Origin of the sequence: Variovorax sp. Varisp85 (assembly GCF_047304045.1) — a bacterium.
In the GTDB taxonomy this organism is placed as follows: Bacteria; Pseudomonadota; Gammaproteobacteria; order Burkholderiales; family Burkholderiaceae_C; genus Variovorax.
This window is the reverse complement of record NZ_JBGLYN010000046.1, coordinates 1-16,133: the sequence shown is the minus strand read 5'-3', so window position 1 is coordinate 16,133 and position 16,133 is coordinate 1. Positions and strand designations below refer to the sequence as shown.

Sequence of the window (16,133 nt, the reverse complement as noted above, 5' to 3'; positions counted from 1 at the left end):
AACCATCGACGTACGCTCCATGACCGCCTCGACCCCACAGCTCACTCCCTTCCGCAAGATCCTGATTGCCAACCGCGGCGAGATCGCCTTGCGCATCATCCGCAGCGCACGTGCGCTCGGCTACCGCACGGTCGCCGTGTACTCCACGGCCGATGCCGGCGCGCGTCACGTGTGCGAGGCCGACCAGGCCGTGTGCATCGGCGAACCGCTGCCCGCGCAGTCCTACCTGCGCATTCCCGCGATCATCGAGGCCGCGAAGCTCAGCGGTGCCGACGCGGTGCACCCGGGCTACGGCTTCCTCGCCGAGAACGAGGACTTCGCGCAGGCCTGCCAGGACGCGGGCCTGGTGTTCGTCGGCCCGTCGGCCGAGGCCATCGTGTCGATGGGCAACAAGGCCGGCGCCAAGACGCTGATGCAGGCGGCCGGCGTGCCCTGCATCCCCGGCTACCAGGGCGACGACCAGAGTGAGGAGCGGCTCGCGGCCGAGGCCGTGCGCATCGGCTTCCCGGTGATGATCAAGGCCACGGCCGGTGGTGGCGGGCGCGGCATGCGGCTGGTGCCTTCGGCCAAGGAATTCCCCGAGCTGCTGCGCAGCGCGCGCTCCGAGGCGCAGAGCGCCTTCGGCGACCCCGAAGTGATCCTGGAGCGCGCGATCGTCGAGCCGCGCCACATCGAGATCCAGGTCTTCGCCGACCGCCACGGCAACGCGATCCACCTGGGCGAGCGCGACTGCTCGGTACAGCGCCGCCACCAGAAGCTGATCGAGGAAGCGCCTTCTCCGGCCGTCGACGCCGAGCTGCGCGCACGCATGGGCGCCACCGCGGTGGCCGCGGTCAAGGCCATCCGCTACGAAGGCGCTGGCACGCTCGAGTTCCTGCTCGATGCCGAGGGCAACTACTACTTCATGGAAATGAACACCCGGCTGCAGGTCGAGCATCCGGTGACCGAGGCCATCACCGGCCTGGACCTGGTCGCGCTGCAACTGCGCGTGGCCGGCGGCGAAGCGCTGCCGATCACGCAGGAGCAGGTCAGGTTCCAGGGCCACGCGATCGAGGTGCGGCTGTGCGCCGAAGACGCCGACAAGGGCTTCATGCCACAGAGCGGCACCATGGCGCTGTGGGCCATGCCCGCGCAGCTGCGCGTCGAGCATGCGCTGCGCTCGGGCGGCGAGATCCCGCCCTACTACGACTCGATGATCGCCAAGGTCATCAGCCACGGCGACACGCGCGAGGCCGCGCGGCGGCAACTGATGGCCGGCCTGGAGGATGCGGTGGCGCTGGGCGTGACCACCAACCAGGCCTTCCTGCACCGCTGCCTGGGCCATGCGGTGTTCGCGGCCGGCGGCGCCACCACCGCCTTCATCGCGCAGAACCAGGACGCGCTGCTCGCGCCAGACACCGAGGCCCGCGCGCGCGCCGCCGCCATCGCGGCCGTGCTGCTCTACGAGACCACCGGTGCGCGCCGCGCGCCGTCGGCCGGTCGGCGTATGACGCACAGCCTGCCGATCTCGCTGCGCTTCGAGGTCGAGGGCGCCGCGGTGCGCGCGAGCATCGTGCTGCGGCAGCAGCGCCATTTCGAGGTGTCGATCGGCGATGCCGCATATGGGGTCGAGCTGGCCGAGATCGGCGAGCACGCCGTGCGCTTCGTGTGCAACGGCCTCTACGAAAGTGCGGCCTTCCACCGCGACGGCGCCACGCTGCTGCTGCATTACCGCGGCATTCCGGTGCGCATCGAGGACAAGACCCGGGCCGCGACCGCGCGCCAGGGCGAGGCCGGCGGCGACGGCAAGGTGCGCGCATCGATGAACGGCCGCGTGGTCGCGGTGATGGCCGCGATCGGCGACATGGTCGAGGCGGGTCAGCCGGTCATCACGCTCGAGGCCATGAAGATGGAGCACATCCACGCAGCGCCGGTGGCCGGCAAGGTGATCGCGCTGCACGTGAAGACCGGCGACCAGGTCGCGGCCAGCCGTGTGGTGGTCGAGATCGAGGTGGCCGCCAAGGACGCGGTCGCGGCTTAGTAAACACCGGGCGCGCGGTCGGCGCCCCAGAACAAGGAGCGAGACGAGATGAGCGAGACGAACGAGCCCGCGGTGCGGCTGGAGAAGCGTGGCCACGCGATGTGGGTCACGATCAACCGGCCCGACAAGCGCAACGCGATCAACAAGGACGTGGTGGCCGGCATCCGCGACGGCTGGCGCCGCGCCCATGCCGACAGCGAGGTGCGCGTGATCGTGCTCACTGCCGCGGGCGACAAGGCCTTTTGCGCGGGCGGAGACCTGCAGCCGGGCGCGGGCTTCGCCTTCGACCTGTCGCAGCCCAACATCGACTACGCCGATATGCTGCGCGAGGTGCAGAACGCCACGTTGCCGAGCATCGCGCGCATCAACGGCGTCTGCATGGCCGGCGGCGTGGGCCTGCTGTGCATGACCGACATGGCGGTCGCGGCCGACCACGTGCAGTTCGGTCTGCCCGAGGTCAAGATCGGCCTGTTCCCGATGCAGGTGCTGAGCCTGCTGCAGGACATCGTGCCGCGCCGCACGCTGCGCGAGTGGTGCCTCACGGGCGAGCCCTTCGGCGCGGCGGAGGCCCGGGAGGCGGGGCTGCTCAACTACGCGGTGCCCGCCGGCGAACTCGACGCGAAGACGCAATGGCTGGTCGACCGCCTCGCCGGCAAATCGCCCACGGCGCTGCGCCGCGGCAAGTACGCGATGCGCGCGATGGCCGCGATGTCCTTCGACGAAGGCATCGCCTACACCGAGAGTCAGATCGCGCTGCTCGCAATGACCGAGGACGCGCGCGAAGGCCTGGCCTCGTTCAACGAGAAGCGCAAGCCCGTATGGACCGGACGCTGAGCATCGCCGCCCCCACGGCCACCGACCGCAGCGCGCACGCGGTCGGCCTGGCCGAGTGGCTCTCGCGCCGCGCGGCGCGCGCGCCCCCCCCCCCCGCGCGGGGCTGGGGGGGCGCCCCCGGGGACGACGGCCCACGCCTCGCCCGCCACCCGAGGCAGTGGGCGGTGCTGGCCGCGGGCGCCCGCGTCGGTTACCTCGGGCTCAATGACCCGATGTTCGTCGTCGTGCTGTTTGCCACCGCGCGGATCGGCGCGATCTGCGTGCCGCTCAACTTCAGGCTCAGCGGCGCGGAGCTGTCCTTCGCGATCAACGATGCGGGCGGGCCGTGAAACTCGCGGAGAAGGCCGGCGCGGACATCGTGCTGCTGTCCTATCCCCCGCAGTTCTGGCCCACGACCGAGCAGGAGATCTACGACTACACCAAGCAGTTCTGCGATGCGACCGAGCTGGCCGTGATGCTGTTCCCGATTCCGCTGTGGGGCTTCGAGCGTGTGCATCCGGCGGGCATGTCGGTCGAGCTGGTGCGCCGCCTGCTGAAGGATTGCCCCAACATCGTGGCGATCAAGTCGGAGCAGGGCTTCCCGCTGCCCGCAGGCCTGTGCGAGATGTACCACCATTTCCGCGACGAGGTGGTGATCAGCTGCCCCATCGAGGGCGATGCCATTCCGCTCATGAGCGTGATGAAGCTGCAGTTCTCCGGGACCAGCAACACGCAATGGATGAGCACCTACTACCCGCGCGCCTTCGACCTGGCAAAAAACGGCGAGTGGGAGTCCGCAATGGAGATGTACTGGAAGGTGAACCCGGCGCGCAGCGCCAACGGCGCCGCCGCACAGAGCTACGCCGGCGGCACCGGCGTGTTGAACCGCACGATGTGGAAGTACCAGGACTGGCTGGCGGGCTTCAACGGCGGGCCTTTGCGCGCGCCGGCCATGCGTGTCCCGGACCGCCTCATGAAGATGCTGCGCCAAGGGCTGGTGGCCTCCGGGCTGCCGGTCACCAAGGACCCGGACAGTGCCTACATGGTCGGGCGCAACCCATGCTGAAGGAAGGCACGATGCGCCACCTTCTCGAGGATCCGACGCTCTTTCGCACCGCCGCCCACGTGGCCGGCGAGTGGATCGGCGCCACGCCGCACGGCACCTACACGCTGCGCAATCCGGCCGACAACGCCGTCCTGGCCGAGCTCCCGCGCTTCAAGGAGGCGGAGACCGGCAACGCCATCGAAGCGGCCCACGCGGCTTTCCTGTCCTGGCGCAGGACCACGGCCAGGCACCGTTCGGAAGTGCTGCGCCGCTGGTACGAACTGATGATCCGGCACCGCGACGATCTTGCAACGCTGATCACGCTGGAAGAAGGCAAGCCGCTTGCCGAAGCGAAGGTGGAGGTCGACTACGCGGCCTCCTTCCTGCAGTGGTTTTCCGAAGAAGCCAAGCGCACACGCGGCGATGTGATTCCCGCGCCGAAGGACACGCAGCGCGTTCTGGTGCTGAAGGAGCCGATCGGCGTGTGTGCGGCAATCACGCCCTGGAACTTTCCGGCTGCAATGATCACCCGCAAGGCCGGCCCGGCGTTGGCGGCCGGCTGCAGCATGGTCGTGAAACCGGCCAGCCAGACGCCGCTCACGGCGCTGGCGCTCGCCGAACTGGCGCAGCGCGCCGGCGTGCCGCCCGGCGTGTTCAACGTGGTCACCGGCAATGACACGCGTGCCATCGGCCACGCGCTGACCAGCCATCCGCTCGTGCGCAAGATCACGTTCAACGGTTCGACGGAGGTGGGGCGCCTGCTGCTCGCGCAGGCCGCGGCAACGGTCAAGAAGTGCTCGATGGAGCTGGGCGGCAACGCGCCGTTCATCGTCTTCGACGATGCGGATCTCGACGCGGCCGCCGACGGCGTCGTCGCCGCCAAGTTCCGCAACACGGGCCAGGCGTGCATCAGCGCCAACCGGGTGCTGGTCCAGGCGGGCGTGTACGACGCCTTCGCGGCCAAGCTCGTGGAGCGGGTGGCCAGGCTGCGCGTGGGCAACGGCCTGGAAGCAGGCGTGCAGCTGGGACCGCTGATCGATGACGCGGCCGTGGCGAAGGTCGAGGAGCACATCGCGGATGCGATCGCCGGCGGCGCCACCGTGCTGCACGGCGGAAAGCGCCACGCGCTCGGCGGCCGCTTCCATGAGCCGACGGTCATCATGGGGGCGACGCCGGAAATGGCCGTGGCTCGCGAGGAAACCTTCGGACCCCTTGCGCCGCTGTTCCGCTTCGAGAACGACGAGGAGGCCTTCGAGCTTGCGAACGCCACGGAATTCGGCTTGGCCGCTTATTTGTACAGCCGCGACGCGGCCCGCATCTGGCGCGCATCTTCCGCGATCGAGTCGGGAATGATCGGTATCAACTGCGGCCTGATCTCGAACGAGGTGGCGCCCTTCGGCGGCGTAAAGCAGAGCGGCCTCGGCCGCGAAGGCTCGCACCATGGCATCGAGGAATTCCTCGAGATCAAGTACCTTTGCTGGGACGGGCTGGCGCCTGCCTTCGGTTGACGCCTTCCCAGAAAAATCAGGAGACAGAAATGAAGCAACAGCGTTGCCCTGCGTGGCTTTCCCCGCTTTTTGCCGCGATCGCCATGATTGCCGCAGCCGCCACGGCCCACGCACAGCCGAACGTGACCAAGATGGTCGTGCCCTTTCCGCCGGGCGGCGTCACGGACCAGGTGGCCCGCATCATGGCGGAGCACATGGGCCGGCAGCTCGGCCAGGTCATCATCATCGACAACAGGCCGGGCGCAAGCAGCCGGCTGGGCGTCGAGGCCGTCATCAAGGCGCCCGGCGACGGCACGACGCTGCTGTTCACCAATTCGAGCTACAGCATCCTCCCGGTGGTCGATCCGAAGATTTCCTTCGATCCTGCAAAGGCGCTGGCGCCTGTCAGCATGACCGCCACCTATGGCCTGCAGATCGTCACGAAGAAGGACATTCCCGCGAGCACGCTGGCCGAGTTCATCGCCTACGCCAAAAAGAATCCCGGCAAGCTGAGCTATGGCAGCGCCGGCATGGGGAGCGGCGCGCATTTTGCCGGCGAGTACTTCAAGTCGCTGACCGGAACATTCCTCGTGCACATTCCATACCGTTCCACGGCGGGTGCACTGAACGATGTCGCGGGCGGCCAGCTGGACGTGGCGTTCGATGCCTCGGCCAAGCCGCTGATCGATGCGGGGCATATCAAGTTGCTGGCGGTCACCAACCGGCAGCGGGATCCGCGCTTCCCCGGCACACAGACGGCGTCCGAGGCCGGCGTGAAGCCCTTCGTGCTCGAGTCATGGGTGGGTGTGCTGGCACCGGCAACGACCCCGCAGCCCTTGCTCGAGAAGCTGAACAAGGCGGCGGGCGCGGCGCTGGCCGACCCTGCGGTGCAGAAACGGTTCGCGGAACTCGGGCTGCGGCCTGAGGGCGGCACCTCCGCGCGCTTTGCCGATGCGATCCGCGACGACCTCGTGCTCTATCGCGGGATCGCCAAAGAGTCCAAGCTTCAATTCGAATAGGTCGACATCATGAATCTTCCAGTCATCCATCGCGTGGTCACCGGCCACGACGCGCAAGGCAACGCCGTGATCACCAGCAATGGGCCGCTGCCCGTCGTGGCGGAGATCAAGGCCATTCCGGGCACGGTCTTTCACGAGGTGTGGGCCACGACGGGTACGCCGGTGCGTGTCGACAACGGCCCGGACCCGACCACCGGACCGCTGACGCTGCCCCCGCCGGCGCTTGGAACGCGCATCCGGTTCGTCGACATTCAGCCGGACAGCGAGGAACTGTTCAGCCGCAGCGCCGACCAGTTGCGCGCGGGTTTCAGCGAGATCGGGGACATGGCGGCGTCCACGGCGGACCGGGGCGCGCCGCATCCGTTGATGCACCGTACGCAAAGCGTCGACTACGGTGTCGTGATGGAGGGCGAGATCACGCTGGTCGTGGACCAGGGCGAGGTGCAGCTCGGCGCCGGCAGCGTCGTCGTGCAGCGCGGTACCAACCATGCGTGGGCCAACCGCTCCGGCAAGCCATGCCGGATGCTCTTCGTCCTGATCGACGGCGAGTACGACCCTGCCATCGGCCAAGCGCTGGCCGGCCTGCGTTGAGGCGAAGCAGCGCTGCTCTTCGAACTGAAAAAAGCATGAAACTGGCATCCTTGAAGGGCGGCAAGGACGGCCGCCTCGTCGTCGTCTCGCGCGACCTGCAGCAATCGGTGAGTGCGCAGGCGATCGCACCCACCCTGCTCGACGCGTTGGAGCGTTGGGCCGAGTGCGAACCTCGGCTGCAGCAACTCTATGCAGGGCTCAATGCGGGGCAGGCGGACGGTGCATCCGCGTTCGATCCGCGCCAGGCTGCCGCGCCGCTACCGAGAGCGCCGCAATGGTGCGACGGTTCCGCCTTCCTGAACCACGGCCGCCTGATGGAAACGGCGTTCAAGCTGGCGCCCATTCCGGACATGGAAACGATCCCGTTGATCTACCAGGGCGGTTCCGACGACTTCCTTGGAGCCACCGACGACGTGCCGCTGCCGGACGAGGCGCATGGCATCGACTTCGAGGGCGAGTATGGCGTGATCCTGCACGAGGTGCCGCTTGGCACTTCGGCGCAACTTGCGCGCAGCCGCATCGCGCTGCTGGTGCAGATCAACGACGTGAGCCTGCGTGCCTTCGGCCCGCGCGAGATGAAGACCGGCTTCGGATTCTTCCAGGCCAAGCCTTCCTCCAGCTTTGCGCCGGTGGCGGTGACGCCGGACGAGATCGGGGACCATTGGCGGAACACCCGCGTGCACATGGACCTCCACGTCGAATACAACGGCGCATGGTTCGGCAACCCCAACGGCGGCGAGATGAACTTCGGTTTCGACGAGCTGATCGCACATGCGGCCGCGACGCGTCGCCTGTCCGCCGGCACGATCATCGGCAGCGGCACGGTCTCGAACGCAGGCGGGCAGAAGGGCTCGGCCTGCATTGCGGAGCGCCGCGCCATCGAGACCATCGAGCACGGCGCACCCCGGACGCCGTTCATGCGCTTCGGCGACCGCGTCCGGATGGCGGTGCGCCAGGACGGCCAGTGTGTCTTCGGCGCCATCGACCAGCGTATCGTCCGCGCCCCCGTGCCGCCGCAGGCGTGAGCGAAGCCATGCGAGTCCTCATTACCGGCGCGGCCGGCTTCATCGGCGCCCACCTTGCCGGCCTGCTGCGCGAGCGGGGCGAAATTGGCGGCCGGCGCATCGGAGCACTGGCGCTCGCCGACCAAAGCTTGCCGGACACGGCCGCAGAGATCGCGATTCGCGGCGATCTCGCGGACCCCGGCGTGATGGCCCAGGTCGCGGCGTTCCGGCCGGACGTGGTCTTTCACCTCGCGGCCGTCCCGGGCGGTGCATCCGAGCAAGACTACGCGCTCGGCCGCCGGGTCAACCTCGACGCATCGCTTGCGCTGTTCGAGGCGCTGGCCGGGAACGGCGCGAGGCCGACAGTCGTCTATGCCAGCAGCATCGCGGTGTACGGCACCCATCTTCCGGACTGCGTCACACCCGCCATGCCGCTGCGGCCGCCGCTCACCTACGGTGCCCACAAGCGGGTGTGCGAGATCCTGCTGGCCGACTTCACGCGCCGCGGGCTCCTGGACGGCCGGTCGGTCCGGTTGCCCGGGATCGTCGCGCGCGCGAAGAGCAGCGCCGGGCTCACCTCCGCATTCATGAGCGACATCCTGCATGTGCTCAAGGCGGGCGTTGCCTACACCTGCCCGGTAGGTCCCGAAGCCACGGCGTGGTGGATGTCGGCGCGCCGCTGTGCCGAGAACCTGGCCCATGCGGCGGTGATGGAAGTCCCGCATGCGGAGCCGGAGCGCGCTTGGCCGCTGCCTGTGCTGCGGCTCTCGATCCAGGAAATCGTCGACACGTGCTCGGCACGCTACGGTGAGTCCCGTCGCGGGTTGGTGTCATTCCAGCCTCGTCCCGATGTAGAGGCGGTGTTCGGGCGCTATCCGCGCCTCGACGATGTATCGGCCCGTGCGCTCGGACTGCGCGACGACGGCTCGGCGGACGAGCTGGTGCGCCGGGCACTTGGTGAAATCAACTGATCTGAAGCCCCGCTTCCGGGCTGATGCCGAGAAACCAGCTTCTCGTCAGTTGCGCTTCGAAAATTTGTCAGGATGGCCGGGTTCTCCAGCGTCTTCGCCTCGTCCTCCAACAGGGCGCCTGCGTTTCAGGAAGACGAGGGCGCCGATCGCCTGTGGTTTCGTCGGAGCGCCCAGCCACCACGGCTTCGGCCACGAGGCGCCGATTTTTGTGGAGTAATTTAGAGAGCTATTGAGATAACTCTTCTTATCACGATAGCAAGTTTCCATGGCTGAACTGGAGGGCATGAAAGTAGGCAGTCTCATTTCAGCAGGTCTCGATCCCCTTCGTTTCAAGATCTAGCAGTGCCGAGCTATTCTGCGTGTGTCGGACAACTGCGTCGAGCTCAACTGCGCTCAGCCTTTTTCCTCGATGGATGCAGTAGCGAGTTGTTCTTGATTAGCGTCGAGTCTTTGGCGTCACCATTGAACCGATAGACTCCTGTCTTGCAATTTGAAGAACTAGGAATCTAGACGCAGCGTTTCGCGGAGACCCACATGGATCGCATGACCAGCTTGCGGGTGTTCCGCGAAGTGGTGGAGGCCGGCAGCTTCGTAGCGGCAGCCGAGCGACTGGGGCTATCGGCGCCGATGGCCAGCAAGCATGTCGCACAGCTTGAGAAATCCCTCGGAGCACGGCTGCTGCACCGCTCCAGCCGCCACTTGAGTCTGACCGAGGCCGGGACGGGTTGGTACGAGCAGAGCCGCCGCGCGCTCGATCTACTCGACGCAGCGGAGGCCGCCATTGGCCAGACGCACGACACACCGCGCGGACAGCTGAGGGTGAGCGCGCCCATTTGGTGCGCCACGCCGCGCTTTGCGCGCGTGCTGGCCGACTATCGCGAGAGATACCCCGAAGTGCTGGTCGACATCCATCTGGAGAACCGCAAGGTCGATCTCGCGGCTGATGGCTACGACTTGGCCCTGCGCGCCACACTAGAGCCTTCGACCGCTCTCATCGCACGACCGCTTTGCCACGTCCCCTTCTACCTCGTAGGAACGCCGGCCTACATCGAACGCATGGGCGGCCTGCCCACATCGCCTGCCGAATTGGCGAGGCTCGGTGCCATTGTGCCGAGCTACGTGAACCTGGAGAACCTCGAGCTCAAGGGCCCGGGTGGGCGCATGTTTTCGCTGCGCCTCTCGCCGGCCATGCGCTCCGACGACACCACGCTCTCTCTTCATGCGGTCCATGCGAATATGGGTATCGCGTTCATGCCGTTGTGGCTGATCGCAGAGGACATTGCTAACGGACGTCTGCTGCAACTTCTGCCGGAGTTTGCTTTCGGGCCGATACGATTGTTCGCGGTCTATACGAGCCGACAGTACATGTCGCCTAAGCTCAGGACCTTCATTGACTTCCTAGGCGAGCGGCTCGAGAAGGCAGTCGCAAACGCGCAGACGTCGGTCACCCGCCCTGGCGTTGCTAATCGGGACAGAAATGCTAAGCCGCGGATAGGGTCCTGAGCTCGTAGCCCCAGCAGCAGAGGCGGCAGCGAATTCTTTCCCCTTCTGTCAGATGACGAGATGACCGATGAGATGCCTAGCCGATAGCGTGACCTTAGACATCGGTACGGAGATGCGGGTGTCGTGCAGAGGCGGGCACATCCTGTGCTCGTCGAGCGTTGCGCAGGATCTGCGTGACGTTTGCTTGGTGGGGCGGGGTAACTTTTGCCACTTGGCAAATTTCCATGACCCTTTGCCTCGGGGTATTTCTCGCGATAGTCGGCCAGCACCCGTGCGAAGCGCGGCGTGGCGCACCACACGGGCGCGCTCACCTTGAGCTGGCCGCGCGGCGCGTCGTGGGCCTGGCCGATGGCGGCTTCGGCCGCATCGAGCAGGTCGAGGGCGCGGCGGCTCTGCTCGTACCAGGCGGTGCCGGCCTCGGTCAGGCTCAGGTGACGGCTGGAGCGATGCAGCAGCCGCGCCCCGAGCGACTTCTCGAGCTGTGCCACGTGCTTGCTGGCCATCGGCGGCGACAGGCCCAGCCGCTCGGCCGCGGCCACGAAACTGCCGGCCTCGACGACTTCGCGGAACACACGCAGGCTGGTCATCCGGTCCATGGCAATCTTTCCTGTGGAGAACTGATTCGATGCATCGTAGCCTGTCGATTTCCTTGCAGGAAATGTCTACAGTCGATGCAAAGCCTTCAAGGAGCATCGACTTGACCCACGACAACGCCAGCGCTTCATCGCGCCTGCCCACCTACTTCATCTCGCACGGCGGCGGCCCCTGGCCCTGGATGAAAAAGGAAATGGGCCCGACCTACGACCAGCTCGCCGCCTCGCTGGCCGACATGCCGCGCCAGATAGGCCGCACGCCCAGCGCCATCCTGATGGTGTCGGCGCACTGGGAGGCGCCCGTCTTCACGGTGCAAGGCAACCCGAAGCCGCCGATGATCTACGACTACGGCGGCTTTCCGGCGCACACCTACGAAGTGCACTACGACTCGCCCGGTTCGCCCGAACTCGCGCAGCGCGTGCAGTCGCTGATCGCCGCGGCGGGCCTGCCGGTGCAGATCGACCCCGAGCGCGGCTACGACCACGGCATGTTCTCGCCGATGGCCGCGATGTACCCGAAGGCCGACGTGCCGGTGGTGCAGCTGTCGTTGCGCCGCGGGCTCGACCCTGCCGAGCACCTGGCGCTGGGCCGCGCGCTCGCGCCGCTGCGCGACGAGAACGTGCTGATCGTCGGCAGCGGCCTGAGCTATCACAACCTGCGCAACTTCGGGCCGCAGGCGCACGGCGTGTCGAAGGCTTTCGACGACTGGCTCGACGACGCGGTGGTGCAGGGCGCGCCGGCCGGGCGCAGCGCCCGACTGATCGACTGGGCTTCAGCCCCGGCGGCACGCATGGCGCATCCGCGCGAAGAGCACCTGATTCCACTCATGGTGGCCGTCGGTGCGGCAGAGGGCGAGGCCGGCGAGCGCGTGTACCACGAGGATGCCTTCATGGGCGGCCTGGTGGTGTCGAGCTTTCGTTTCGGCGCCTGAGGCTTCAGCCCCGCCGCACGCCCTCGGCATCCACCAGCCCGACGCGCGTCTGCCGGCCCCAGGTGCCGCGCCCGGTCAGGAACATCCACCAGCCCCAGGCCGCGCCCGTGTGGCGCAGTATCTGGAAGGTGAAGGGCTCGACCAGCGCGGCCAGGAAGGCCTGCACCATGTTGGCTTCGCTGACGTGGCCTATCCAGCGCCGGTACAGGAACACCGACCACAGGTGGAAGACGAGGTCGAGCACGATCTTCGCGCCGATCACGCCGGCCACCGGCGCGAGCACGCCGAAGTTGCCGCGCACCAGATACACCAGCAGCAGCCCGAAGGCCGCAAGGCCGTAGAGCGGCTGCAGCGTGTCGATGGCCTTCACCGGCAGCATCGCAACGCCGAGCCAGCCATAGCGCCGGTCGCCAACCATGGCGCGGTACCAGAACTGCGTCTGCAGGAAGCCGCCGAACCAGCGGCGGCGCTGTCGCAGGAAGGCGCCCGTGCTGCTGGGCGCGTCGGTGTGGGCCTGCGCGTCGCCCAGCACGCGCACCTTCCATGGCAGGCCGTGGGCCTGGGCGTGGCGATGAAGGCGGTGGATGAGCTCGTAGTCTTCCACCAGGCAGTCCGTGTCGAAGCCGCCCACGGCGCGCACAGCGCCGGTGCGAAAGCCGGCGAAGGCGCCCGAGATCAGCAGCAGCCCGTTGACGCGCATCCACGCGTAGCGCGAGAGGAAGTTGCGGATGTACTCGTAGGTCTGGAACCACTGGAAGCAGCGCCCGGCCAGCGTGCGGCTGCACACCGGAATGATGACGCCGGTGGCGGCCACGAGGTTGGGCTCTTCGGAGAACGCCCGGCGCACGGCGCCGATGGCCTGGCTGTCGAGCAGCGTGTCGCCATCGACCGTGAGCACGGTGTCGGTGTCGATACACAGGATGGCCGCGTTCAGCGCGACCGCCTTGCCGCCATGCGGCAGGCGCAACCAGAAAAGAGAAGGATGCGTCGTGCTGGGCGCGCTCAACTCGCCCGGGGCCGGCGCGACGAGCCCGTAGCGCGTGGTCAGCAGCTCGGCCGTGCCGTCGGTCGAACCATCGTCGGCGATCACGATGCGGTCGGGCAGGTCGGTCTGGCCGAGCAGGGCGGCCAGCGTCACAGGCAGCACGGCGGCCTCGTTGTGCGAGGCGACGATCACGCCCAGCGTGTCGCGCCGGGTCGCGCTTGCGACAGCGGGCAGGGGGCGCGGCCGCAGGATCGGCAGCGTCATCCACGCCACGAACAGCAGCAGTACCGTGTCGTACAGCACATAGGCCACGCCCACCGACCATGCGGCGACGTTACCGAACTTGAAGGCCATGGCGAAGAGCAGCGCCCACAGCACGAGCACGCCGCCGTGGATGAGCCAGCTTCGCAGCGGAGTATTGGGGGGCGACAGGCGCGGCGATGCGGCCGCGAAAGCGCGTTGGAGAGAATCGTTCAAGTGAAGGTGCCCCGGGCGACAGTCGGTCGTTCGTCGATACGCAAAAACTCGGCCTGCGGTTTCGAAAATCCCGGGCAAAGCCGGGACAATCGCACGCGCCTTCGACTGAGTCGCCTCACGCCCGAAAATTCCCCGCATGCTCGCACAAACCCGCTACACCCGAACCGCCATCGTGCTGCACTGGCTGGTCGCGGTGCTCATGATCGCCAACATCGTCCTGATCCTGCTGGTCGACCACTACCCCGACGACTGGGTGCGCCCGGCCGTCGACACCCACAAGTCGATCGGCGTCACCGTGCTGGGCCTCGTGATCCTGCGGCTCCTCTGGCGCGCCACGCATAAACCGCCACCCATGCCGGGCTCGTACGGTGCGCTCGAACGGTTCGCGGCGCATGCGGCCCATGGCGCGCTGTACCTGCTGATGGTTTTGCTGCCGCTGTCGGGCTGGATGCACGACTCGGCCTGGAAGGACGCGGCCACCCACCCGATGCAGCTCTTCGGCCTGTTCGAATGGCCGCGCATCGGCTGGATCATGGCCATCGAGCCTGCCGTGAAGGAAACCTGGCACACCGTGCTGGGCGGCGTGCACGCCTGGGCGGGCTATGTGCTGTACGTGCTCTTCGGGCTGCACGTGCTGGGTGCGCTCAAGCACCAGTTCCTCGATGGCGAGGCCGAACTCCAGCGGATGCTGCCATGACGACACCGCAGGCCGGGGCACGCGACCTCATCGCGCGCATCGACGCGCTCTCCACCCACCACGACCCGGTGCACGAGGGCGTGCGCGTGCGCTGGCGCCGCTTCGGCACCGACGCGACGAAGCCCCCGCTGGTGCTGCTGCACGGCGGCCACGGCAGCTGGATGCATTGGCTGCGCAATGCCGAGGCGCTCTCGGCCGGCCGCACGCTGTGGCTGCCCGACATGCCGGGCTTCAACGAATCCGATGCGCCGCCGCGCGTGGCGCCGGGCGAAGACCCGCTGCAGCCGCTGCTGGCCGCGCTCGGCGGCACGCTCGACCAGCTCATCGGTGCGGGCACCGTCATCGACCTCGGCGGCTTCTCCTTCGGCGGTCTGACGGCCGCGCGCTTCGGGGCCGGGCGCGGCGCGGTGCGCCGGCTCGCGCTGATCGGCAGCGGCGGCCACGGCACGCTGCGGCGCATGACGGCGAAGATGATCAACTGGCGCGCCGCGCCCAACCGCGACGAAGAGCGTGCCGCACTGCTGCACAACCTGGGCGCGCTGATGCTGCACGAAGAGTCCGCCATCGATGCGCTGGCCTTCGAGATCCACGACATCTCCTGCCATGGCACGCGCTTTCGCAGCAAGGAGGTGTCGCAGTCGGGCGGGCTGCAGCAGGCGCTGGCCACGATGGGCGTGCCTACGCTGCTGCTGTGGGGCGAGTTCGACGTCACGGCCGATCCGCGCCCGCTGGTGGCGCAGCTTGCCGCCGAGGGACCGGGGCGCGAAGGCGTGGTGATCGACGGCGCGGGGCACTGGGCGCAGTACGAGCGCGCCGACGAGGTCAACGCGCGGCTGCTGGAATTCTTCCGCTGAGCCTTGCCGCAGCCGTTATTGCTGCTGCTTCACCAGCCCCAGCTTGCGGATGATGTCGCCCCACTGGTCGTATGTTGCGCGCGTCAGGTCGGCCAGCTGCTTCGGGCTCGACGACTCGGCCTCGTACGCACCTCGCCGGAAGAACTTGCGCGTGGCCGGCATCGCCAGCACTTGCGCCAGCGCGGCGTTGAGCTTCTCGACCACCGGCGCCGGCATGCGCGCCGGGCCGTGGAAGCCCGGCGAGGGCTACGGCATGAGTCCCGCGAAGTTCGCCGAGTTCTTCCGCGCACAGTACGACGCCTTCGGCGCCACGGTGCGCGAGCACAACGTCAAGTTCGAATAGAGGCGGCCTCGCGCTGCCAGAAGGCCGCGTCGGGAAAACTGCCCGTGCCGGCTGCCGCGTTGTCGGCCATGTGCTCGCGGCGGCTGGTGCCCGGTATGGCGCAGATCACGGCCGGATGGCTCAGCACGAACTTCAGCAGCACCTGCGCCCAGCTCGTGCAGCCGATCTCGCCGGCCCAGGCGGGCAGGGGCCGGTCGCGCAGCCGGCGCAGCAGTCCGCCACCGCCGAAAGGCATGTTGACGATCACCGCCACGCCGCGCTCGGCGGCCAGCGGCAGCAGGCGCTGCTCGGCCTCGCGCGCGTCGAGCGAGTAGTTGATCTGCAGGAAGTCGAGCTTCTCGGCCTTCAGCACCGCCTCGACCTCGCCGTAGGCCGAGGCGGTGTAGTGCGTGATGCCGATGTAGCGCACGCGGCCCTGTTCCTTCCAGCCGCGCAGCGTGGCGAGGTGCGTGCGCCAGTCGACGAGGTTGTGCACCTGCATCAGGTCCATGCGCTGCGTGCGCAGCCGCGCGAAGGACTGCTCCATCTGCGCGATGCCGGCCTCGCGGCCCGAGGTCCAGACCTTGGTGGCGAGAAAGACCTTGCCTTGCAGCTTCGACGCGGCCAGCAGTTCGCCGGTGCTTTCCTCGGAGCGGCCGTACATCGGCGAGCTGTCGATCACCGTGCCGCCGGCCGCGAACAGTGCGTCGAGCACGCCGGGCAGGCGCGCGTATTCCTCGCTGCCGGGGCGCTGGTCGAAGCCGATCCAGGTGCCGCAGCCGATCACGGGCAGGGCCTCCTGGGTGGAGGGGAGGGGGCG

The 16,133-nt window shown here is 68.0% G+C and carries 16 protein-coding genes and 2 pseudogenes; 14 read left to right on the top strand and 4 right to left on the bottom strand.

Annotation, left to right across the window (positions count from 1 at the left end; genetic code table 11):
- Positions 1 to 19 precede the first annotated feature (19 nt).
- From ACCC97_RS18460 to ACCC97_RS18415, 10 genes are all read left to right on the top strand, one after another.
- On the top strand, positions 20 to 2,020 hold the full coding sequence (locus tag ACCC97_RS18460; RefSeq protein WP_413334257.1) for an acetyl-CoA carboxylase biotin carboxylase subunit: 2,001 nt from the start codon (positions 20 to 22) through the stop codon (positions 2,018 to 2,020).
- 48 nt (positions 2,021 to 2,068) lie between these two features.
- The gene (locus ACCC97_RS18455) at positions 2,069 to 2,854 is read left to right on the top strand and encodes an enoyl-CoA hydratase/isomerase family protein (RefSeq protein ID WP_413334255.1); all 786 of its coding nucleotides are present in this window, start codon (positions 2,069 to 2,071) and stop codon (positions 2,852 to 2,854) included.
- On the top strand, positions 2,839 to 3,183 hold the full coding sequence (locus ACCC97_RS18450; RefSeq protein ID WP_413334253.1) for an AMP-binding protein: 345 nt from the start codon (positions 2,839 to 2,841) through the stop codon (positions 3,181 to 3,183). The genes ACCC97_RS18455 and ACCC97_RS18450 overlap by 16 nt, the downstream gene beginning before the upstream one ends.
- Positions 3,180 to 3,899 (top strand): dihydrodipicolinate synthase family protein, encoded by a 720-nt coding sequence (locus tag ACCC97_RS18445; RefSeq protein ID WP_413334251.1) that lies wholly within the window; start codon positions 3,180 to 3,182, stop codon positions 3,897 to 3,899. The genes ACCC97_RS18450 and ACCC97_RS18445 overlap by 4 nt, the downstream gene beginning before the upstream one ends.
- 11 nt (positions 3,900 to 3,910) lie before the next feature.
- Complete coding sequence (locus ACCC97_RS18440; RefSeq protein ID WP_413334249.1) at positions 3,911 to 5,386, top strand: NAD-dependent succinate-semialdehyde dehydrogenase; 1,476 nt, start codon at positions 3,911 to 3,913, stop codon at positions 5,384 to 5,386.
- Positions 5,387 to 5,415: 29 nt separating this feature from the next.
- Positions 5,416 to 6,384, top strand: a complete 969-nt coding sequence (locus tag ACCC97_RS18435; RefSeq protein WP_413334247.1) for a Bug family tripartite tricarboxylate transporter substrate binding protein — start codon at positions 5,416 to 5,418, stop codon at positions 6,382 to 6,384.
- A gap of 9 nt (positions 6,385 to 6,393) precedes the next feature.
- A complete protein-coding gene (locus ACCC97_RS18430; protein ID WP_413334245.1) occupies positions 6,394 to 6,975 on the top strand; it encodes a cupin domain-containing protein in 582 nt (193 codons plus the stop codon).
- 35 nt (positions 6,976 to 7,010) lie between these two features.
- Entirely contained in the window at positions 7,011 to 8,000 is a 990-nt protein-coding gene (locus ACCC97_RS18425) for a fumarylacetoacetate hydrolase family protein (protein ID WP_413334243.1), read from the top strand.
- Positions 7,997 to 8,950, top strand: coding sequence for an NAD-dependent epimerase/dehydratase family protein (locus ACCC97_RS18420; protein ID WP_413334241.1), 954 nt, complete (start codon positions 7,997 to 7,999; stop codon positions 8,948 to 8,950). Before ACCC97_RS18425 ends, ACCC97_RS18420 begins: the two co-directional genes overlap by 4 nt.
- 534 nt (positions 8,951 to 9,484) lie before the next feature.
- A complete protein-coding gene (locus ACCC97_RS18415; RefSeq protein ID WP_413334239.1) occupies positions 9,485 to 10,453 on the top strand; it encodes a LysR substrate-binding domain-containing protein in 969 nt (322 codons plus the stop codon).
- Between the two features lie 470 nt (positions 10,454 to 10,923).
- Here the strand turns inward: ACCC97_RS18415 and ACCC97_RS18410 are convergent.
- Positions 10,924 to 11,040 (bottom strand): annotated as a pseudogene (locus tag ACCC97_RS18410) (helix-turn-helix domain-containing protein); the annotation flags it as partial.
- Positions 11,041 to 11,150: 110 nt separating this feature from the next.
- Between ACCC97_RS18410 and ACCC97_RS18405 the strand changes: the two are divergent.
- Positions 11,151 to 11,978: a DODA-type extradiol aromatic ring-opening family dioxygenase gene (locus tag ACCC97_RS18405; protein ID WP_007834628.1), complete on the top strand. Its 828-nt coding sequence runs from the start codon at positions 11,151 to 11,153 to the stop codon at positions 11,976 to 11,978.
- Between the two features lie 4 nt (positions 11,979 to 11,982).
- Here the strand turns inward: ACCC97_RS18405 and ACCC97_RS18400 are convergent, their stop codons facing one another.
- Positions 11,983 to 13,440 (bottom strand): glycosyltransferase family 2 protein, encoded by a 1,458-nt coding sequence (locus tag ACCC97_RS18400; protein WP_007834630.1) that lies wholly within the window; start codon positions 13,438 to 13,440, stop codon positions 11,983 to 11,985.
- A gap of 136 nt (positions 13,441 to 13,576) precedes the next feature.
- On the opposite strand from ACCC97_RS18400, the gene ACCC97_RS18395 reads away from it, so the two are divergent.
- Both ACCC97_RS18395 and ACCC97_RS18390 read left to right on the top strand, forming a co-directional pair.
- Positions 13,577 to 14,137: a cytochrome b gene (locus ACCC97_RS18395; protein ID WP_413334236.1), complete on the top strand. Its 561-nt coding sequence runs from the start codon at positions 13,577 to 13,579 to the stop codon at positions 14,135 to 14,137.
- Complete coding sequence (locus ACCC97_RS18390) at positions 14,134 to 14,991, top strand: alpha/beta fold hydrolase (RefSeq protein ID WP_413334234.1); 858 nt, start codon at positions 14,134 to 14,136, stop codon at positions 14,989 to 14,991. The genes ACCC97_RS18395 and ACCC97_RS18390 overlap by 4 nt, the downstream gene beginning before the upstream one ends.
- Positions 14,992 to 15,006: 15 nt before the next feature.
- On the opposite strand, the pseudogene ACCC97_RS18385 reads toward ACCC97_RS18390, so the two are convergent.
- A pseudogene (locus ACCC97_RS18385) lies at positions 15,007 to 15,228 on the bottom strand (tripartite tricarboxylate transporter substrate-binding protein); the annotation flags it as partial.
- Between ACCC97_RS18385 and ACCC97_RS18380 the strand changes: the two are divergent.
- Positions 15,206 to 15,334, top strand: coding sequence for a hypothetical protein (locus ACCC97_RS18380; RefSeq protein WP_413334232.1), 129 nt, complete (start codon positions 15,206 to 15,208; stop codon positions 15,332 to 15,334). The pseudogene ACCC97_RS18385 and the gene ACCC97_RS18380 sit on opposite strands and share 23 nt — an antisense overlap.
- On the opposite strand, the gene ACCC97_RS18375 is transcribed toward ACCC97_RS18380, so the two are convergent.
- The coding region (locus ACCC97_RS18375) for an aldo/keto reductase (RefSeq protein WP_413334231.1) at positions 15,321 to 16,133 on the bottom strand (813 nt) is incomplete at its 5' end. The genes ACCC97_RS18380 and ACCC97_RS18375 overlap by 14 nt on opposite strands.

Coding starts and splice junctions, on each gene's coding strand:
- ACCC97_RS18380 (WP_413334232.1), top strand. CDS start 15,206: ATGCGCGCCGGGCCGTGGAAGCCCGGCGAGGGCTACGGCATGAGTCCC.
- ACCC97_RS18455 (WP_413334255.1), top strand. CDS start 2,069: ATGAGCGAGACGAACGAGCCCGCGGTGCGGCTGGAGAAGCGTGGCCAC.
- ACCC97_RS18440 (WP_413334249.1), top strand. CDS start 3,911: ATGCGCCACCTTCTCGAGGATCCGACGCTCTTTCGCACCGCCGCCCAC.
- ACCC97_RS18460 (WP_413334257.1), top strand. CDS start 20: ATGACCGCCTCGACCCCACAGCTCACTCCCTTCCGCAAGATCCTGATT.
- ACCC97_RS18430 (WP_413334245.1), top strand. CDS start 6,394: ATGAATCTTCCAGTCATCCATCGCGTGGTCACCGGCCACGACGCGCAA.
- ACCC97_RS18395 (WP_413334236.1), top strand. CDS start 13,577: ATGCTCGCACAAACCCGCTACACCCGAACCGCCATCGTGCTGCACTGG.
- ACCC97_RS18415 (WP_413334239.1), top strand. CDS start 9,485: ATGGATCGCATGACCAGCTTGCGGGTGTTCCGCGAAGTGGTGGAGGCC.
- ACCC97_RS18390 (WP_413334234.1), top strand. CDS start 14,134: ATGACGACACCGCAGGCCGGGGCACGCGACCTCATCGCGCGCATCGAC.
- ACCC97_RS18425 (WP_413334243.1), top strand. CDS start 7,011: ATGAAACTGGCATCCTTGAAGGGCGGCAAGGACGGCCGCCTCGTCGTC.
- ACCC97_RS18435 (WP_413334247.1), top strand. CDS start 5,416: ATGAAGCAACAGCGTTGCCCTGCGTGGCTTTCCCCGCTTTTTGCCGCG.
- ACCC97_RS18450 (WP_413334253.1), top strand. CDS start 2,839: ATGGACCGGACGCTGAGCATCGCCGCCCCCACGGCCACCGACCGCAGC.